This window comes from Ulvibacterium marinum (assembly GCF_003626755.1).
Classification (GTDB): domain Bacteria; phylum Bacteroidota; class Bacteroidia; order Flavobacteriales; family Flavobacteriaceae; genus Ulvibacterium; species Ulvibacterium marinum.
Genome location: NZ_RBCJ01000001.1, coordinates 523,329 through 540,092, shown reverse-complemented (window position 1 = coordinate 540,092; position 16,764 = coordinate 523,329). Strand labels below are relative to the sequence as shown.

17 protein-coding genes are annotated in these 16,764 nt (G+C 41.9%); 10 read left to right on the top strand and 7 right to left on the bottom strand.

Annotated elements, in window-relative coordinates; genetic code table 11:
- The first annotated feature begins 3 nt into the window (after positions 1-3).
- The 6 genes from D7Z94_RS02390 to D7Z94_RS02365 all read left to right on the top strand — a co-directional run bounded on the left by D7Z94_RS02390 (position 4) and on the right by D7Z94_RS02365 (position 6,492).
- The gene (locus tag D7Z94_RS02390) at positions 4-2,349 is read left to right on the top strand and encodes a penicillin-binding protein 1A (protein WP_120709900.1); all 2,346 of its coding nucleotides are present in this window, start codon (positions 4-6) and stop codon (positions 2,347-2,349) included.
- Between the two features lie 101 nt (positions 2,350-2,450).
- Positions 2,451-3,152, top strand: a complete 702-nt coding sequence (locus tag D7Z94_RS02385; protein WP_120709899.1) for a CoA transferase subunit A — start codon at positions 2,451-2,453, stop codon at positions 3,150-3,152.
- Between the two features lie 27 nt (positions 3,153-3,179).
- Positions 3,180-3,536, top strand: a complete 357-nt coding sequence (locus D7Z94_RS02380) for a four helix bundle protein (protein WP_120710845.1) — start codon at positions 3,180-3,182, stop codon at positions 3,534-3,536.
- 117 nt (positions 3,537-3,653) lie between these two features.
- Positions 3,654-4,307: a 3-oxoacid CoA-transferase subunit B gene (locus D7Z94_RS02375; protein WP_120709898.1), complete on the top strand. Its 654-nt coding sequence runs from the start codon at positions 3,654-3,656 to the stop codon at positions 4,305-4,307.
- A gap of 485 nt (positions 4,308-4,792) precedes the next feature.
- Positions 4,793-5,326: a GNAT family N-acetyltransferase gene (locus D7Z94_RS02370; RefSeq protein WP_120710844.1), complete on the top strand. Its 534-nt coding sequence runs from the start codon at positions 4,793-4,795 to the stop codon at positions 5,324-5,326.
- Positions 5,327-5,337: 11 nt separating this feature from the next.
- On the top strand, positions 5,338-6,492 hold the full coding sequence (locus tag D7Z94_RS02365) for a serine hydrolase domain-containing protein (RefSeq protein WP_120709897.1): 1,155 nt from the start codon (positions 5,338-5,340) through the stop codon (positions 6,490-6,492).
- Positions 6,493-6,495: 3 nt separating this feature from the next.
- Here the strand turns inward: D7Z94_RS02365 and D7Z94_RS02360 are convergent, their stop codons facing one another.
- Both D7Z94_RS02360 and D7Z94_RS02355 read right to left on the bottom strand, forming a co-directional pair.
- Positions 6,496-7,656 (bottom strand): methionine aminotransferase, encoded by a 1,161-nt coding sequence (locus D7Z94_RS02360; protein ID WP_120709896.1) that lies wholly within the window; start codon positions 7,654-7,656, stop codon positions 6,496-6,498.
- Between the two features lie 63 nt (positions 7,657-7,719).
- Positions 7,720-8,001: a hypothetical protein gene (locus tag D7Z94_RS02355; RefSeq protein WP_120709895.1), complete on the bottom strand. Its 282-nt coding sequence runs from the start codon at positions 7,999-8,001 to the stop codon at positions 7,720-7,722.
- Positions 8,002-8,217: 216 nt separating this feature from the next.
- Here D7Z94_RS02355 and D7Z94_RS02350 point away from each other — a divergent pair, with 216 nt between their 5' ends.
- Positions 8,218-8,925 carry a helix-turn-helix domain-containing protein gene (locus D7Z94_RS02350; protein ID WP_158594578.1) on the top strand — a complete coding sequence of 236 codons (708 nt, stop codon included), beginning with the start codon at positions 8,218-8,220 and terminating at the stop codon, positions 8,923-8,925.
- Between the two features lie 58 nt (positions 8,926-8,983).
- On the opposite strand, the gene D7Z94_RS02345 is transcribed toward D7Z94_RS02350, so the two are convergent.
- Positions 8,984-9,466, bottom strand: a complete 483-nt coding sequence (locus D7Z94_RS02345) for a very short patch repair endonuclease (RefSeq protein ID WP_120709893.1) — start codon at positions 9,464-9,466, stop codon at positions 8,984-8,986.
- Positions 9,467-9,593: 127 nt separating this feature from the next.
- On the opposite strand from D7Z94_RS02345, the gene D7Z94_RS02340 reads away from it, so the two are divergent.
- The gene (locus D7Z94_RS02340) at positions 9,594-10,520 is read left to right on the top strand and encodes an AraC family transcriptional regulator (RefSeq protein ID WP_147415815.1); all 927 of its coding nucleotides are present in this window, start codon (positions 9,594-9,596) and stop codon (positions 10,518-10,520) included.
- Positions 10,521-10,577: 57 nt separating this feature from the next.
- Here D7Z94_RS02340 and D7Z94_RS02335 read toward each other — a convergent pair whose 3' ends face one another.
- From D7Z94_RS02335 to D7Z94_RS02320, 4 genes are read right to left on the bottom strand one after another with little or no spacing between them, the layout of a single operon-like run.
- Entirely contained in the window at positions 10,578-11,324 is a 747-nt protein-coding gene (locus D7Z94_RS02335; RefSeq protein ID WP_120709891.1) for a succinate dehydrogenase/fumarate reductase iron-sulfur subunit, read from the bottom strand.
- 50 nt (positions 11,325-11,374) lie between these two features.
- A complete protein-coding gene (locus D7Z94_RS02330) occupies positions 11,375-11,752 on the bottom strand; it encodes a four helix bundle protein (protein ID WP_120709890.1) in 378 nt (125 codons plus the stop codon).
- A gap of 33 nt (positions 11,753-11,785) precedes the next feature.
- Entirely contained in the window at positions 11,786-13,789 is a 2,004-nt protein-coding gene (locus tag D7Z94_RS02325) for a fumarate reductase/succinate dehydrogenase flavoprotein subunit (protein WP_120709889.1), read from the bottom strand.
- Between the two features lie 2 nt (positions 13,790-13,791).
- Positions 13,792-14,460, bottom strand: coding sequence for a succinate dehydrogenase cytochrome b subunit (locus D7Z94_RS02320; RefSeq protein WP_120709888.1), 669 nt, complete (start codon positions 14,458-14,460; stop codon positions 13,792-13,794).
- A 354-nt stretch (positions 14,461-14,814) separates the two neighbouring features.
- Between D7Z94_RS02320 and D7Z94_RS02315 the strand changes: the two genes are divergently transcribed.
- Positions 14,815-15,795 (top strand): RimK family alpha-L-glutamate ligase, encoded by a 981-nt coding sequence (locus tag D7Z94_RS02315; protein WP_317125757.1) that lies wholly within the window; start codon positions 14,815-14,817, stop codon positions 15,793-15,795.
- On the top strand, positions 15,773-16,747 hold the full coding sequence (locus D7Z94_RS02310; RefSeq protein ID WP_120709887.1) for a succinylglutamate desuccinylase/aspartoacylase family protein: 975 nt from the start codon (positions 15,773-15,775) through the stop codon (positions 16,745-16,747). The genes D7Z94_RS02315 and D7Z94_RS02310 overlap by 23 nt, the downstream gene beginning before the upstream one ends.
- The last annotated feature ends 17 nt before the right edge of the window (positions 16,748-16,764 follow it).

Genomic DNA, 16,764 nt, shown 5'->3' with positions numbered 1-16,764 from the left:
GTAATGGCAAAAAAAACGGTAAAGAAAAAGAACGACAAAGGATTTTTTAGGTTCATAAAATGGTTCTGGATACTCTTTGCAATGGGGATTCTTTCTGTTGCATTTCTTTTTTTATTGGCTTCCTGGGGATTTTTGGGAGAACTGCCCCCTTACGAGCATTTGGAAAACCCGCAGACTAATCTGGCTTCACAAATAATTTCCTCGGATGGCAAATTAATAGGGAAGTTCTATTTAGACGACAATCGCACTGATGTTTCGTATAAGGATTTACCCGAGAATTTGGTAAATGCTTTGGTTGCCAGCGAAGATATCCGTTTTCATAGTCATTCCGGTATTGACGCACGTGGGACGTTGCGGGCACTTTTCTTTTTGGGAAAACGAGGAGGTGCCAGTACAATTTCACAGCAATTGGCGCGGCAGCTTTTTGTGGGAGTACGATCTAGAAACAAATTCGAGACTATAAAGCAAAAAACAAAGGAGTGGGTCATCGCCACGCAATTAGAGCGCAGTTATACAAAAGAAGAGATTATCAAGATGTATCTAAACATCTACGATTTCGGTAACAATGCGGATGGCATCAGATCCGCGTCGAGAATTTATTTTGGAAAGGAGCCCAAAGACCTAAAAATCGAAGAATCTGCCATGTTGGTGGGTATGTTACAGAATTCATCGCTCTACAATCCCTTACGGCGTGAAGAATTGACATGGAAAAAAAGGAATATTGTTTTGGCTCAATTGGCAAAATATGAATACATAAGCGAGTCGGAAAAAGATTCGCTTCAAGCACTGGAAATAAATCTGAGTTATCATCCTGAATCGCATAGTGATGGTATTGCAACCTACTTCAGGATGTATCTACAAGGTTTCATGAATAGATGGATTAAGAAAAATCCGAAACCGGCCTTGGAAGGGGAAAGAGATCAATGGAATCTGTATTTGGATGGACTCCGAATCTACACCACTATTGATTCAAGAATGCAACAAAATGCCGAAGATGCCGTGAACCAACACATGGAACGTCTACAGGCGGAGTTTTTTGTACAGAATACACCAGATCGCAATAAGACGGCTCCTTTTCTCGATTTGACCCCGGAGGAGACAAATAGAATTATGGAAAAAGCCATAAAAACTTCCGAACGATGGCGAAAAATGAAGAATGAAGGAAAATCCGAAAAGGAAATCCGAGAGTCCTTTACTAAAAAAGTAGAAATGTCGGTCTTTGATTGGAAGAGCGATGTCCATGAAAAAGATACCATCATGACCCCAATGGACTCCATCCGGTATTACAAATCATTTTTGCGTGCGGCCATGATGTCCATGGAACCCCAAACGGGCCATGTAAAAGCATGGGTAGGAGGAATCGATTACAAACATTTTCAATATGATAATGTCATCCAAGGTGCTCGGCAGGCCGGATCCACTTTTAAGCCTTTTGTGTATGCAGCTGCGATTGACCAACTTCGATTATCACCCTGTGATTCGTTACCGGATACCAAATATTGCATTGAACCTCTGAAACATGGGAATATGGAAGCGTGGTGTCCAGATAATTCGGATGGAAAATATTCCGGAAGGATGCATACGCTGAAACATGCTTTGGCCAATTCCATAAATACGGTTACCGCACAGTTAATCGATCGGGTCGGTCCTAAGTCTGTAGTATCTATCGTAAAGAATTTGGGACTTACCAAGGAAATTCTAGAAGTTCCATCCATTGCCTTGGGAACGGAGGACTTCAATGTATATGAGATGGTGGGGGCTTATGGCGCTTTTGCAAACCAAGGCGTGTATGTGAAACCGGTTATGGTCACACGTATCGAGGACAAAAATGGTACGGTATTATATGAGTATGTACCGGAAACCAAAGATGTGCTCAGCAAGGATGTGGCCTATGCTATGGTAGATTTGATGAAGGGGGTAACCGAAGGGGGTTCAGGAACCCGGTTACGCCATACTTTTGCAACAAACCAAACGGTATATAAGAAAGTTGTTACGGGATATCCTTATGAATTTACTAATCCCATAGCCGGTAAGACGGGAACCACACAAAACCAAAGTGATGGCTGGTTTATGGGAATGGTACCCAATTTGGTCACTGGCGTTTGGGTCGGTGGTGAAGAACGCTCCATCCATTTTCGGGGCCTAGCCTATGGACAAGGAGCTTCCATGGCCCTCCCAATTTGGGGTCTCTACATGAGAAAAAACTATGCCAATAAAGAATTGGGCGTATCCGAGGAGGATTTTCCGGAACCGGAAGAATTGTCCATTAATGTGGATTGTACCAAGGTAATTGAGGAATTGCAAAAGGGAGTGGATTCCGAGGACGACCTAGACGATCTTGACTTCTAAAAAAAGCTGGCAGCACTTACTTGAAAATCAGCAGTACTTTGGAGTTTTATGCTTTCCTATTTCCCAAATATCGAGTAACTTCATAACTCAATATTTACCACATGATACGTAAGACCGTAACCGATGTAAAAGAGGCTTTGAAGGGTGTGGAAGATGGGATGACCTTTATGCTTGGGGGTTTTGGCCTCTGCGGAATCCCCGAGAATGCCATTGCAGAACTAGTACGCCTGGGAATTGCTGAGATTACCTGTATTTCCAATAACGCTGGCGTAGACGATTTTGGTTTGGGGCTACTGCTACAAAAGCATCAGATTAAAAAAATGATTTCCTCCTATGTGGGAGAGAACGATGAGTTTGAACGGCAAATGTTAAGCGGTGAGTTGGAGGTAGAGCTTACACCACAGGGAACCTTGGCAGAAAAGTGTAAGGCGGCCCAAGCCGGATTTCCTGCATTCTATACGCCGGCCGGGTATGGAACGGAAGTGGCCAAAGGGAAGGAAACCCGAGAATTTAAAGGAAAAATGTACGTACTGGAAGAAGCTTTTACTGCAGATTTTGCCTTTGTAAAGGCTTGGAAAGGTGATGAGGCCGGAAACCTTATATTCAAGGGTACGGCACGTAACTTTAATCCCTGCATGTGTGGGGCGGCAAAAATTACCGTAGCAGAGGTAGAGGAATTGCTTCCAGCTGGTGGTTTGGATCCCAATCAGATTCATATTCCCGGAATATTCGTGCAACGGATATTTCAAGGAGAACACTACGAAAAGCGAATTGAACAGCGAACGGTTCGTGTTAAAAATTAATTAATGGCTCAATTAAACAATGGAGCAATGCCAAAGAGGGAAAATCCCGTTCTGGAGAAATCCATTGATTTTGCACTTATGATTATTGAATTTTGTGAACTTCTGGAAGAAAAGAGAAAATTCACAGTAGCCAATCAACTATTAAAATCGGGAACAAGTATCGGAGCTAATGTACATGAGGCACAAAATGCGGAGAGCATGGCTGACTTTATCCATAAGATGAAAATTGCCCTTAAGGAATTGGAAGAAACCAAATACTGGCTTGAACTATGTGAGAAGGCAAAATCATATCCGCACAATATGGATTTAAGGACAAGCATTGACGAATTGGGACTCATTTTGTACAAAATAGTGAGTACTAGTAAGAAGAAATCCAAAAAGTAGTTGGATGCCTCAACTTTAGAATACAGCTCTATTGATACATTGTTTTATTGTTACATTTAAAAGTTTGAGAATATCATAATCGTACAGATTTCGGATTAAATTTTACACTAACTTAAGATGTTAAACAAAGAAGGAATAGCAAAACGTATCGCCCAAGAAGTCAAGGATGGTTACTACGTAAATCTAGGGATAGGCATTCCAACTTTGGTGGCCAATTTTGTACGTAATGATATCAATGTCGAATTCCAAAGTGAAAATGGCGTATTGGGGATGGGCCCCTTTCCTTTTGATGGAGAAGAGGATGCGGATATCATCAACGCCGGGAAACAGACCATTACCACTCTGCCCGGTGCATCCTTTTTTGATTCGGCCACTAGCTTTGGAATGATTCGCGGCCGACATGTGGACCTTACTATTTTAGGAGCTATGGAAGTGGCGGAGAACGGTGATATAGCCAATTGGAAGATTCCTGGAAAAATGGTGAAGGGAATGGGTGGCGCCATGGACTTGGTGGCAAGTGCGGAAAATATCATTGTAGCCATGATGCACACCAACAAGGCAGGCAAATCCAAGCTTCTAAAGAGATGTACCCTTCCGCTTACCGGGGTAGGCTGTGTCACCAAAATAGTAACGAATCTAGCGGTATTGGAAGTCGCTTCAAAAGGGTTTAAATTGCTGGAACGTGCACCTGGAGTGAATGTAGAGGATATAAAAAAAGCCACAGAGGGTGCTTTGATCCTTAAAGGCGATGTGCCGGAAATGACACTTTAAAGTTCACGACTACTTATAAATACCAAGCAGTGGAACGAAGCATGTTTGTTCAAAGAAATTCCGATTATCGGCCTTTAATTTTCAACCTTGTTTCCAAGACTTTTTTGAAAGACATGCCGTTCATCGAGGCATTTCATCGAAGAAAATGACCGTTCATCCCTTTCACAACATTTTGTGAAGTCTTCACAACAATAGTTTCCATTTGGCAAGTCTCCAAAGTACCTTTACCAGACAAATCAATTCAAAAGTTTCAGACCCCAAATCTGACTTTTTTCAAAACCCACAGATCTATGGAAGCCCAAATTAACCATGCTCCGACCAAAGAAGAAATTCAAGTGTACAAAAACGATTTTTTTAGCGGTATTGTCATGTTGACCAAGAAACTATTTATGCTATAGCATTTTGGTAAAAATTCTAGAAAAGGAGCAGTATAACCTACACTGCTCCTTTTCTTTTTTCTAATTTTGGGTATGGGCCCAAACCAAATGCATTTACTTCTTCAAAAATGCAACCAAAATAATTTGGATGAACTTGTTGAACTGTCTCTAAGAACATTCAAGGACGCCTTTGAAGCGGATAACGACCCAGAAGACTTTAAGGACTACCTGCGTACGGCATTTCATAGGGATGCCTTATTGGCCGAGCTACAGGATAAGGATGTAAGCTTCTACTTCGTTAAGGTTGATACCCAGACGGCGGGTTATTTTAAGTTGAATGAAAATTTGGCCCAGACCGAAGTAAAGTCAGTTACTAGTATCGAATTGGAACGCATCTATGTTCTAAATACCTTTCAAGGCTCAGGAATAGGGGCATGGATGCTTGCCGAAATAAAGCGAATTGCCTCTGAAAAAGGGAAACACTTTCTTTGGTTGGGGGTCTGGGAGAAGAACACTAAGGCCATTCGGTTTTATCAAAGGCAGGGATTCACAAAATTCGGGATCCATCCCTATTTTATCGGAAAGGACGAACAGACCGATTGGCTTATGCGGTTTGATTTGATTAATTTGGATTCTGAATAAATTCTTTTGAAATGAAGTATTCCAGCCTTATTCTGTTTTATCTCTTTTCCTTGAATACCCTATTTGCCCAGAAGGACTATTATTTTCCGGAAAGAAACAAGGTATGGGAAATCAAGGCCCCGGCCACTTTTAAAATCGATGAAAATAAACTTCAACGAGTACTTGATTTTGCCCTCGAAAATGAATATTCAGGTTCAAGGGATTTGCGTATCGCCATTCTTAAAGGTTTTGAACGGGAACCTTTTCATGAAATCCTGGGCCCTACCAAAAAAAGAGGTGGCCCGGCCGGAATGATTTTGAAAAACGGTTATATCATAGCCCAATGGGGGGACACAAAAAGGGTAGACATGACCTTTAGCGTTACCAAGAGCTTTTTAAGCACAATGGCTGGACTTGCCGTGGATCACGGGCTAATCGCCCAAACCAGTGATAAGGCGGCAAACTATATCTGGGACGGCACTTTTGATGGGGAACACAATGGGAAGATTACCTGGGCGCATTTATTGCAACAGAATTCCGATTGGTCCGGTGAACTTTGGGGAGGAAAGGATTGGGCTGACCGTCCACCTCGGGAAGGCGATTTGGATGATTGGAAATTCCGAAAGCTCAATGAACCGGGAACCATAATGGAATATAATGATGTCCGCGTTAATGTGTTGGCCTATGCGTTGACCCATGTATGGCGAAAACCTTTACCCATGGTACTTAAGGAGAATCTAATGGACAAAATAGGTGCTTCTACGACCTGGAGATGGCACGGGTATTACGATGCATGGACAGAAATCGATGGTGTTCGGATGAAATCGGTTACCGGTGGTGGTCATTCCGGGGCCGGAATGTTTATTAGCACGGAGGACATGGCCCGCTTTGGTTTGTTGTTCCTCAACAAAGGGAAATGGGAAGATCAACAACTCATTAGCCAGGATTGGATAAAAAAAGCCATTGAATCCTCCAAACCCAATGTGAATTATGGTTTTATGTGGTGGTTGAACAAAAAAGGCGATCGGCATTGGGAGGGGCTTTCCGAAGACATTTATTTCGCAGCTGGCTTTGGAGGTAACTACATTGTTATTGACAATGAGAACGATTTGGTGGTGGTAACGCGTTGGTTGGAGCCCAGTAAATTGGGCGAGTTTATGACTATGCTGAACACAGCCTTGAAATAGACCTTATTGAACGCGCCTAAGAATTTCGGTGGCCTTTTCCAACGTATCCTCAGTTTTGGCAAAACAAAATCGTAGCACTTTATCGTCCCGGTTATTCAAATTGAAAGAGGATATGGCAATACTTGCCAATTTGTAATCCACTATTAATCGTCGCGCTAAAACTTCATCCGATTCATGGGTTATTGCCGTATAATCCAGCAATTGAAAATAGGTGCCTTGCGAAGGTATAAACTTAAATTTGGAACCTGCAAGCCTACTTAGGAAATAGTCCCTTTTTTGTTGGTAAAAGTCCTTCAGCTCCAAATAGTGCGCTTCATTTTTTAAGTACTCTGCCATGGCCCGCTGCACGGGATGATCCACACAGAAAACGGCGAATTGGTGTGTTTTTCGGAATTCGTGCATCAGTTCGGCCGGTGCGGCGCAGTAACCCATTTTCCATCCGGTAACGTGAAAGGTCTTTCCAAAAGAGGCACAGACAAAACTACGAGAGGCCAAATCATCCAAGCGCGAAGCACTTTCGTGTTCCTTTCCATCAAAAACAATATGCTCGTATACCTCATCACTGACCAAAATGATATTGGTGTCCCGTAGAGTTTCCTGAAGCTGTAGCATATCGGTTTTGGAGAAAATCCGACCACTGGGATTATGTGGGGTGTTGATGACGACCATTCTGGTCTTTGGGGTAATCCTGGTTCGAAATTCTTCCCAGTCCACGTGATAATCCTTTCCCTTCAACTGGACAGGTACGGTAACACCACCGTTTACTTCAATGGCCGGCTCGTAACAGTCGTAAGCAGGCTTTAGTACTATGACTTCATCACCTGGGTGGACAAACGCCGTAATCGCCGTAAAAATGGCCTGAGTGGCCCCGACGGTTACCGTAATTTCTTTTTCAGGATTATAACTTCGGTTGTGCAACTTTTCTATTTTCTCGGCGATGATTTCCCGAAGTCCATAGTAACCCTGCATAGCGGCATATTGGTTATGGCCATGTAGCATGGCATCGGATACCAAACCCATTAGCTTTTTATCGGCCTCAAAATTGGGAAACCCTTGGGAAAGATCAATGGCCTTATGTTTTCTGGCCAGATTACCCACCGTAGTGAAAATAGTGGTCTTTGCATTGGGGAGTTTGGAGGGGATATTGGTCTTAAAAATTGCCATGAACACAAGTATTGCCCTAAAAATAGACAATTTAGCACTTACTGATTGGGTAAAAGGGAATGTTTACCTATGAGTTTGTAAAAATTTGTGCAGGTAGTGCTTATCCCCCTCTGCTAAAAGCTGTCTTGCCAAGGAATTGTCAAAGGCGATCCGAAGAAGCTCTTCAATGGCTTTGGAGTTTGATTTTGTAAGACTATTGGTTCTATAGATTACGTCTCTAATGGTTGAAAAGCTTACACCTGTGGTGGTGGCCACATTGGCAAAATCATCTTTGGTAGTGTTTCTTCTTAATGTTAGTGATAATTTCTCGTTAATGGGTTTTCCGTATTCCTGATCTGTAAACATGGGTTGTAGTGTATTAGGGGGTTAATAAACTTATAGTATGGTGATACATTGATTCTTTTCCCAATTATGTTCCAGGGCCGTGGTTTGAGCATTGTATAGTCCTGTTGCGTATTTTGTTATATTTGTTTGTAAACGATATACAAATAGTGCAGTTTAATTTCGTTTTTCTACAAAATATGTAGGATTATTACACAATAATACAAACTTATGTTTATATTGAAGCAATTAAGGCGTAAAAAAAGTATAAATCAGACCGATTTGGCCAAGGCCATAGGGGTAAGTTTGCGCACTATTCAGCTTTATGAAAAAAAAGATGCCAATATTCCCATAAAAAATCTTACAAAAATTGCGCAATATTTTGATGTCACTATTGCAGAGTTATATTCCAATGAAAACCTCAATGAAAAGGGTGCGGCATATGATACCCCTGAAACGGTTGAAAAGGGACACACCATAACCAAACTGGCCCCAGGTAAATATCTGATTTACGCTCCCTTGCTTTTGACCGAGCAATATGGCAAATTCTCAAAACAATATGCAAAAAAAGTCTTTGTTCAAACTTTACCGAGAATTGGATTCGTATTGGATCGAGTATCCGTAGCACATTATATGGCTTTTGAAATCTCCAATAACTCCATGGACGATGGTTCTTTGAACAGTATCCCGTTCAAGTCCATAGTTTTAGGGAAGCTTGTACAATTGGACAAAATTCAGGGATATATGCAAGGCAATCCTAATGGTGCCTCTATATTGGTTTATAAAGGAAATGTAATGTGCAAAGTAATCAGCGATTATAACAGGAAAACTAAAACTGTGGTATGTAAAAGTCTGAACGATTCACCGGAGTATTCGGATTTTGAAATAAAAGTTGGTGAGATAGATCAGCTCTATGCCATACTAGGAAAACAAATTGCGCATATTTGAAAATAGATTGGCTTTTTAGTAGACTCGGATTTATATCTTATATGAATAGGAGTGAAGGCTAATCCGATGCCTTTTCAACCGACTTTAAATGGGAAACGACTTGGTGCACGCAAACATCCAGTTCCTTTTTTATTTTGCTCTCCCAGAAACGAAAAACAGTATATCCCGATGCTTTTAGTTCAAGATTTACCTCTTTATCCCGTTGCATATTTCGTTCTATTTTGGCGATCCAAAATTCCCGATTGGTCTTTATTTTTGGCTTCCGTTCTTCCCAATTATGGCCGTGCCAATATTCGCCATCGATAAAAATCACCGTTTTGTATTTTTTTAGGGCGATATCAGGTTTGCCGATCAATTTCTTGTAGTCTACGCGATAGCGAAATCCAGCTGCCCAGAGTGCCTTTCTGAAGGCCAGCTCCGGTTTGGTATTCTTGCCTCGGATCTTGCCCATAATCTTGGAACGTTCAGGGGTAGTATAGAACCCTGATTCCTCATTGAATCGAGGTACCTTAATACGTTCTTCCTGATAGTTTTTTGGCATGGTTTAAAAATACCAAAAGTGTTTTGTAAAGGAAAATATCCAGGAAATTTAACGAATCTTGCGACATTTAAACCTACTTGATTTTCTCTTGGAGAAACCCTTATTTTTAGAAGAAAATTTATGGGTAATGGAAAATAGGAATCAACAGCAGCTACTGTATATCCATAGGATTAACAAGGTTGTGGAGTACATCGAAAACAACCTGGATGCAGATTTGTCCTTGGAAGAACTTTCCAAAATTGCCTGTTTCTCACTTTTTCATTTCCATCGTATTTTCTCTGCCCTATTGGGTGAGACCCCGAACGGTTATATAACCCGAAGGCGTATTGAAAAAATCGCCGGCCGGTTATTCTATCCGGGGAAGAGCGAATCATTGACCCAATTGGCCCATCAGTATGGTTTTAAAAGTATTTATTCCTTCTCAAGGGCGTTTCGTAAGTTTTACGGAATGAGCGCTACCGAGTTTCAGAAAAAGGGGCAAAGCGAATTTAGCAAGATAGGCAAGATCGAAAGCAAGAAAGGAGAAAACAAAGTGTCTTTCCAGAAATACTTTTACAGCATGGATAATCTAAAAAACTGGTTACAAATGAAGACAAAAGTAGAAGTAAAGGAAATGCCCGAATTGAATTTAGTCCACCTTAGACATCAGGGCGCGTATTCCGGGATTGGAAAGGTTTACGAAAGATTGATGAATTGGGCCGGACCTAGGGGTCTTTTAAACTTCCCCAAAACCAAAATGGTAGGAATCTATTATGACAGTCCTAGGGTCACCGATGAATCAAAAATGCAATCCAGTGCCTGTTTGACGGTTGACGCAGATGTGGAAACAAATGGCGAAATAGGCAAGCTTACCATTCCCAAGGGAAGGTTTGCAGTGGGCAGTTTTCAAATCAAAGTGGAGGAGTTTGAAAAGGCGTGGAATAGTATGACGCTATGGATTCCGGAAAACAACTTTGAATTAAGGGAAGGCCATTACCATGAAATTTATCATAACAATGGTAAACAACACCCCGAGGGGGTATTCTTTGTGGATATCTGTATCCCAGTTAAATAAAAAAATCCCTGACTCCATTGAATGGAGTCAGGGATTTTTTTTAAATCTTAAAAGTTTTTATCCTTCTACGGAGGCACTCAAATACTCCCTATTCATGCGGGCGATATTTTCCAAGGAAATTCCCTTGGGGCACTCTACCTCACAGGCCCCGGTATTGGTACAGTTTCCAAAGCCTTCAAGATCCATTTGGCGCACCATATTCTGTACCCGCTCAGCGGCTTCCACCCTACCTTGTGGTAACAAGGCAAATTGGGAAACCTTGGCAGAGGTGAATAACATGGCACTTGCATTTTTACAGGCGGCAACACAGGCACCACAGCCAATACAGGTAGCCGCATCCATGGCTTTGTCCGCAACGTGCTTTTCAATCGGAATGGCATTGGCATCTACGGGATTGCCCGATGTATTAACCGAAATATACCCTCCGGCCTGCTGAATACGATCAAAAGCAGTTCGATCAACGATCAAGTCCTTGATTACCGGAAAAGCTTTGGCTCTAAACGGTTCTATTACGATGGTGTCCCCATCATTAAAGCTTCGCATATGTAGCTGACAAACGGTAATCAGGCGGTCGGGACCGTGGGGTTGCCCATTGATCATAAGAGAACATGTTCCGCAGATACCTTCCCTACAATCATGATCAAACTCTACCGGCTCTTCTCCTTTTGCCACCAAATCCTCGTTAAGGACATCCAGCATTTCCAGAAAGGACATATCCGATTCTACATTATTCAAGGTATAATCAACGATTTTGCCTTTGGAACTTGCATCCTTCTGACGCCATATTTTTAGATATATTTTCATGTCTTAAAAGTTACTTTGTTTCTCAGTTATTTTGTTACTGAGTTTATTTATTAACTGACCTTGGAATCTTTCAAATATTTGATATAACCATTTAAAATTTTTTGGGTTTTATCATGAAAATCCCGCAGTTCCTGTAGAACTTTCTCGGAGATATAATTTTCATCAAATGCTATTATGGCATGATCTAATGTTTCATTTAAGGAGCCTCTAGCTATTCTGCAAAATTGGATGTTCTCCTGATAATGAAACCTACCGAATCCTTCGGCAATATTATTTCCTACAGATCGAGAAGAGCGTCTTATTTGACTTGCTAACTCAAACTTTTCAGAACTGGGAAGCTTAGGAATAATATAATCCTTGACAAAATTCCGAAGAATTCGAGCTTCTTTCCAACAAGCTAATTCCTCAAAAGATTTAAGACTACCCAATCTTATAACTTAAAAACTCATTAACACAATAACCTATTTATAACTTCTTGTTTTCACTTTAATATTTTCATAAACCAAATCTTCCTTGTGTAATTTAGCGTCCTTGGGCTCACCTATGTATTCCCAAGCAGCAACATATTTGAAGTTCTTGTCATCCCTTAAGGCTTCGCCTTCGGGCGTTTGGTATTCTTCACGGAAATGTCCTCCGCAGGATTCGTTTCTATGCAGGGCATCTTTGGCAAAGAGTTCACCAAGTTCCAAAAAGTCGGCCACGCGTCCTGCTTTCTCCAATTCTTGATTTTTATCATCGGGATTTCCGGTTACTTTTACATTTTCCCAAAAATCCTTTCGCAATTCGGCAATTTCAGCAATGGCCTCCTTCAATTCTTTTTCATTTCTGGACATACCACATTTGTTCCACATGATCTTGCCCAATTTTTTGTGATAATAGTCTACGGAATGCTCTCCTTTGGCCGACATCAGCTTTGTAATTCGATTTTTGACCTCCTCTTCAGCAGTATCGAATTCTGGGGTATCTGTGGAAATAGGACCCGTACGAATATCGTCCGATAGGTAATCTCCTATGGTATATGGCAAAACAAAATATCCGTCTGCCAAGCCCTGCATCAATGCGGATGCTCCTAAACGATTGGCGCCATGATCGCTGAAATTGGCCTCTCCTGCGGCATAACAACCAGGGATGGTGGTCTGTAGATTGTAATCCACCCAAAGTCCGCCCATAGTATAATGCACAGCAGGATAGATCATCATTGGGGTCTCATAAGGATTCTCGTCAACAATCTTTTCATACATCTGAAACAGGTTGCCATATTTGGCGGCGACAATTTCCTTACCTAGTTTTCGTACGGTTTCCTTATCCGGATTTTTAATACCGGAGGTATAGGCTTTTTCTTTGCCGTAACGCATGATGGCAGCTTCAAAATCGAGGTAAACGGCCTCTCCTGTTTTATTTACCCCATGGCCCGCATCACAACGTTCCTTAGCAGCCCTGGAGGCAACATCGCGAGGTACCAGGTTTCCGAATGCGGGATATCTCCTTTCCAAATAATAATCCCTATCCTCTTCTTTCAACTGGGTCGGTTTCAATTTGCCCTCCCGAATGGCCTGCGCATCTTCCAAGCGTTTGGGGACCCAAATTCTGCCATCGTTTCGCAGGGATTCCGACATCAAGGTCAATTTGGATTGATGGTCTCCGGAAACGGGGATACAAGTGGGATGTATTTGTGTAAAACACGGATTGGCGAAGAAAGCTCCTTTTTTGTGTGCTCTCCAGGCGGCCATAACGTTGGCCCCCATACAATAGGTAGAGAGGAAGAATAGATTTCCATAACCCCCGCTGGCCAAGACTACGGCATGTGCCGAATGTCTTTCAATGTCTCCGGTTACCAAATCCCTTGCAATGATTCCACGCGCCTTGCCATCCACAAGTACCAAATCCAACATTTCATGTCGGGTATAGGATTTTATCTTACCCCTTTGAATTTGCCGATTCATGGCGGCATAGGCACCAAGTAACAACTGTTGTCCGGTCTGGCCTTTGGCATAAAAAGTACGGGATACCAATACACCACCAAAGGAACGGTTATCCAAAAGACCCCCATATTCCCTAGCAAAAGGGACCCCTTGCGCCACACATTGATCGATTATATTGGAAGACACTTCGGCCAACCGATGAACGTTGGCTTCCCGGGAGCGATAATCCCCTCCCTTCACGGTATCATAGAAAAGGCGATATACACTATCCCCATCGCCCTGATAGTTTTTTGCAGCATTTACCCCACCTTGAGCCGCAATGGAATGGGCCCTCCTTGGGGAATCTTGATAACAGAAAGTCTTTACGTTATAACCTAGCTCCGCTAGGGTAGCGGCAGAAGAACCTCCCGCAAGACCCGTTCCTATCACAATAATATCAATGTTTCGCTTATTTGCAGGGTTTACAAGGTCGATTTCGTTTTTATGCTTGACCCATTTATCGGCCAATGGCCCTGATGGAATTTTAGAGTCCAATACGCCCATAATTAATGTGTTATTGGGTTAAGGTGATGGTAGATAGCAATGAATGCAAATGCTAAGGGAACGACCACCGCAAATAGTTTTGTAAATGATTTTATGGCAGGAGTGTATTTATTGTTTATACCCATGCTTTGCAAGGATGAGGCAAAGCCATGCCACAAATGAAGGCTCAGCAACACGAAGGAAACCACATAGAGAATAGTTCGCCAAAACGGAGCGAATTTTTCAACCGTCTCTGCATAGTACCGGGTAGGATCTTCAGGGTTTGCCTCAACATATTTGTATGCCATTTCATGAATCCAAAAATCGTAAAAATGAAGCCCCAGAAAAGCTAAGATCACTAAGCCGGAATAAATCATGTTCCGTGAGACCCAAGGTGCATTGGCGCTACCTTTGTATTTCACATAGCCTATGCCACGGGCCGCTTTGTTTTGTAACTCTAGGACAAACCCCATCACAAAATGTACAATGACACCGGCGATTAAAATAGGTTGCATAATAAATTGCACCAATGGATTGTATCCCATGAAATGGGAGGCTTCATTAAAAAACTCCGGGGAAATAACGGAAGCGAGGTTAATGGTGACATGTAATACTAAAAAAATCACTAAAAATAGACCCGAAAGAGCCATCACAACTTTTCGGGCAATTGAAGACTTTATCAATCCACTCATTAGTAGCTGGTTTTAACTACAAATTTACTGTACAGGGAAGTTTTTAACAAACTTTCAACAATCCAATGATCCTTATTTAGAAGTATTATAAGTAAAAGCCAAAATCGTTTGAACGGTTATTCATATATGCCTTGATTTTAGTCTTAAATGTTCAACAAAAGCCTTTTTGCAAATGAAATCATTAGTTTGTTATGGTACCCCCTAGTCTTACATTTTTGATTTTTTGGTTTGGGGGCACGAGCATATTCGGTAAGGTACTAACCCTTGGATAGAAATTAAATACAAATAACTTTCAAGTTTCAAATTGGTAAGAAGTATGTCAAATCCACATATGGTTTTGTTACAAATACGCCTTTGCAGGCTGCATTAGCTCTCAAGTTTTGGTGGAAGTCCTTTTTTACCCGATATTACAATCTGGAAAACTATACCATTACAATTCTTAAAATGGACATTGGACTTCTTTCCGTTAGCATGAACGTCTATTCAACGAAGCGGATAGCCGAAGAGGCGGAAAAACTTGGACATTATATTGAACTTATTGATCACACCAAATGTTCGGTAAAATTAGGTTCGGGCAAACCCCAAATTTATTTGCGCGATGAAAACATTACGCAAGAATTCCATGCAGTTATACCTCGGATTGGGGCCAAGGTAACCCGTCATGGAGCGGCTATAGTAAAGCAATTTGAAATGAACGGAGTGTTTAGTACAGCTCGTTCCTTGGGCATTACAAGGGCCAGAAACAAAGTGCGGACGTTACAGATAATGGCCAGAAAAGGCATCCCAATACCTGAAACCCTATTTTCCATAAATCCGGATAACATAGAGGAACAGATTAAAATTTTAGGAGGTACCCCCGTCATCATCAAACTACAAGAAGGTACACAAGGTTTGGGAGTGATTTTGGCGGAGACCAAAAAATCTGCCAAATCCATTATCGATACTTTTTATAAGATGGATACTAGTATACTTATCCAAAAATATATAGAGGAATCCAATGGCGAGGATATACGGATTATCGTAATCGGCAACAAGATAGTGGCCGCTATGAAACGTATTAGTGAAGTTGGCGAATTCCGATCCAATGTACATCGGGGAGGTGCCACGGAATCCATTAAACCAACCGCAAAGGAACAATTCATCGCCCTAAACGCAGCCAAACATTTAGGACTTGGGGTTGCCGGAGTGGATTTGATCCGTTCCAAAAAGGGACCCCTGTTGATTGAGGTCAATGCCTCCCCTGGGTTACGAGGCATAGAGGCCGCTACAGGAATTAATGTGGCCAAGGAAATCATTTTATTTGTTGAGAGAAATGGACGTAGAAGAAGAAAATAGGGAAATCATCATCGGAGGTGAGAGCGTTGCTCCTGGGGAAAGCAAACTTTTAAAAATTAATATTGACCGCTTACCTACCGGTACCCTTATCGATATTCCCATATATGTTTTCAACGCCAAAAAGCCAGGCCCTGTTTTATTGGTACAAGCTGGCCTCCATGGAGATGAAATCAATGGTATTGAAATTGTTAGGAGAATGCTTAAGCAGAAGGAGCTTAAGGTCAAAAAAGGTGCGGTCATCGCCGTACCTATTCTCAATATTTTTGGTTTCATCCATTTTTCCAGGGACGTTCCGGATGGAAAGGATGTAAACCGAAGCTTTCCAGGAACAAAATCAGGATCCATGGCCAGTAGGATAGCCTATCATTACGTTACCGAGATTATGCACCAAATGGATTTTGCCATAGACCTCCATACAGGAGGTGCCCAACGGCACAATTTCCCACAGATCCGATTTACCGAAGAGGATAAAAAAAGCAAGGATTTGGCAGAAATCTTTAACGCGCCCATTTCTTTTGCATCACGATTAATCAAAGGGTCGTTTCGAAATGCCGCTTATCGTATGGGGAAACCTACCATTGTTTTTGAGGCCGGGGAAAGTATGCGTTTTGACGATTATGCTATTTTGGAAGGTATGCAGGGCATCTTAAATGTGTTAAAACACTTCGGGATGATAACCAAAAAAGGCCCCCTCTTGGTGGAACGCAAGGAAACCATTCTTCTTAAGGACCGAAAATGGCTGCGAGCACCCACAGCCGGAATGTTCATTCCGGAGATTATCAATGGTAGTGAGTTGAAAAAGGGACAATTAATGGGAATCGTAACGGACACTTACGCCAAACATACGAAGCGAATAAAGTCTCCTTTTGATGGATACGTCATTAGCGTTAATCATCAGGCAGTAGTCAATCAAGGCGATGCCTTGTTCCATTTGGGTAGGGGTGTTTCCTGACTACTTGACGATGCATT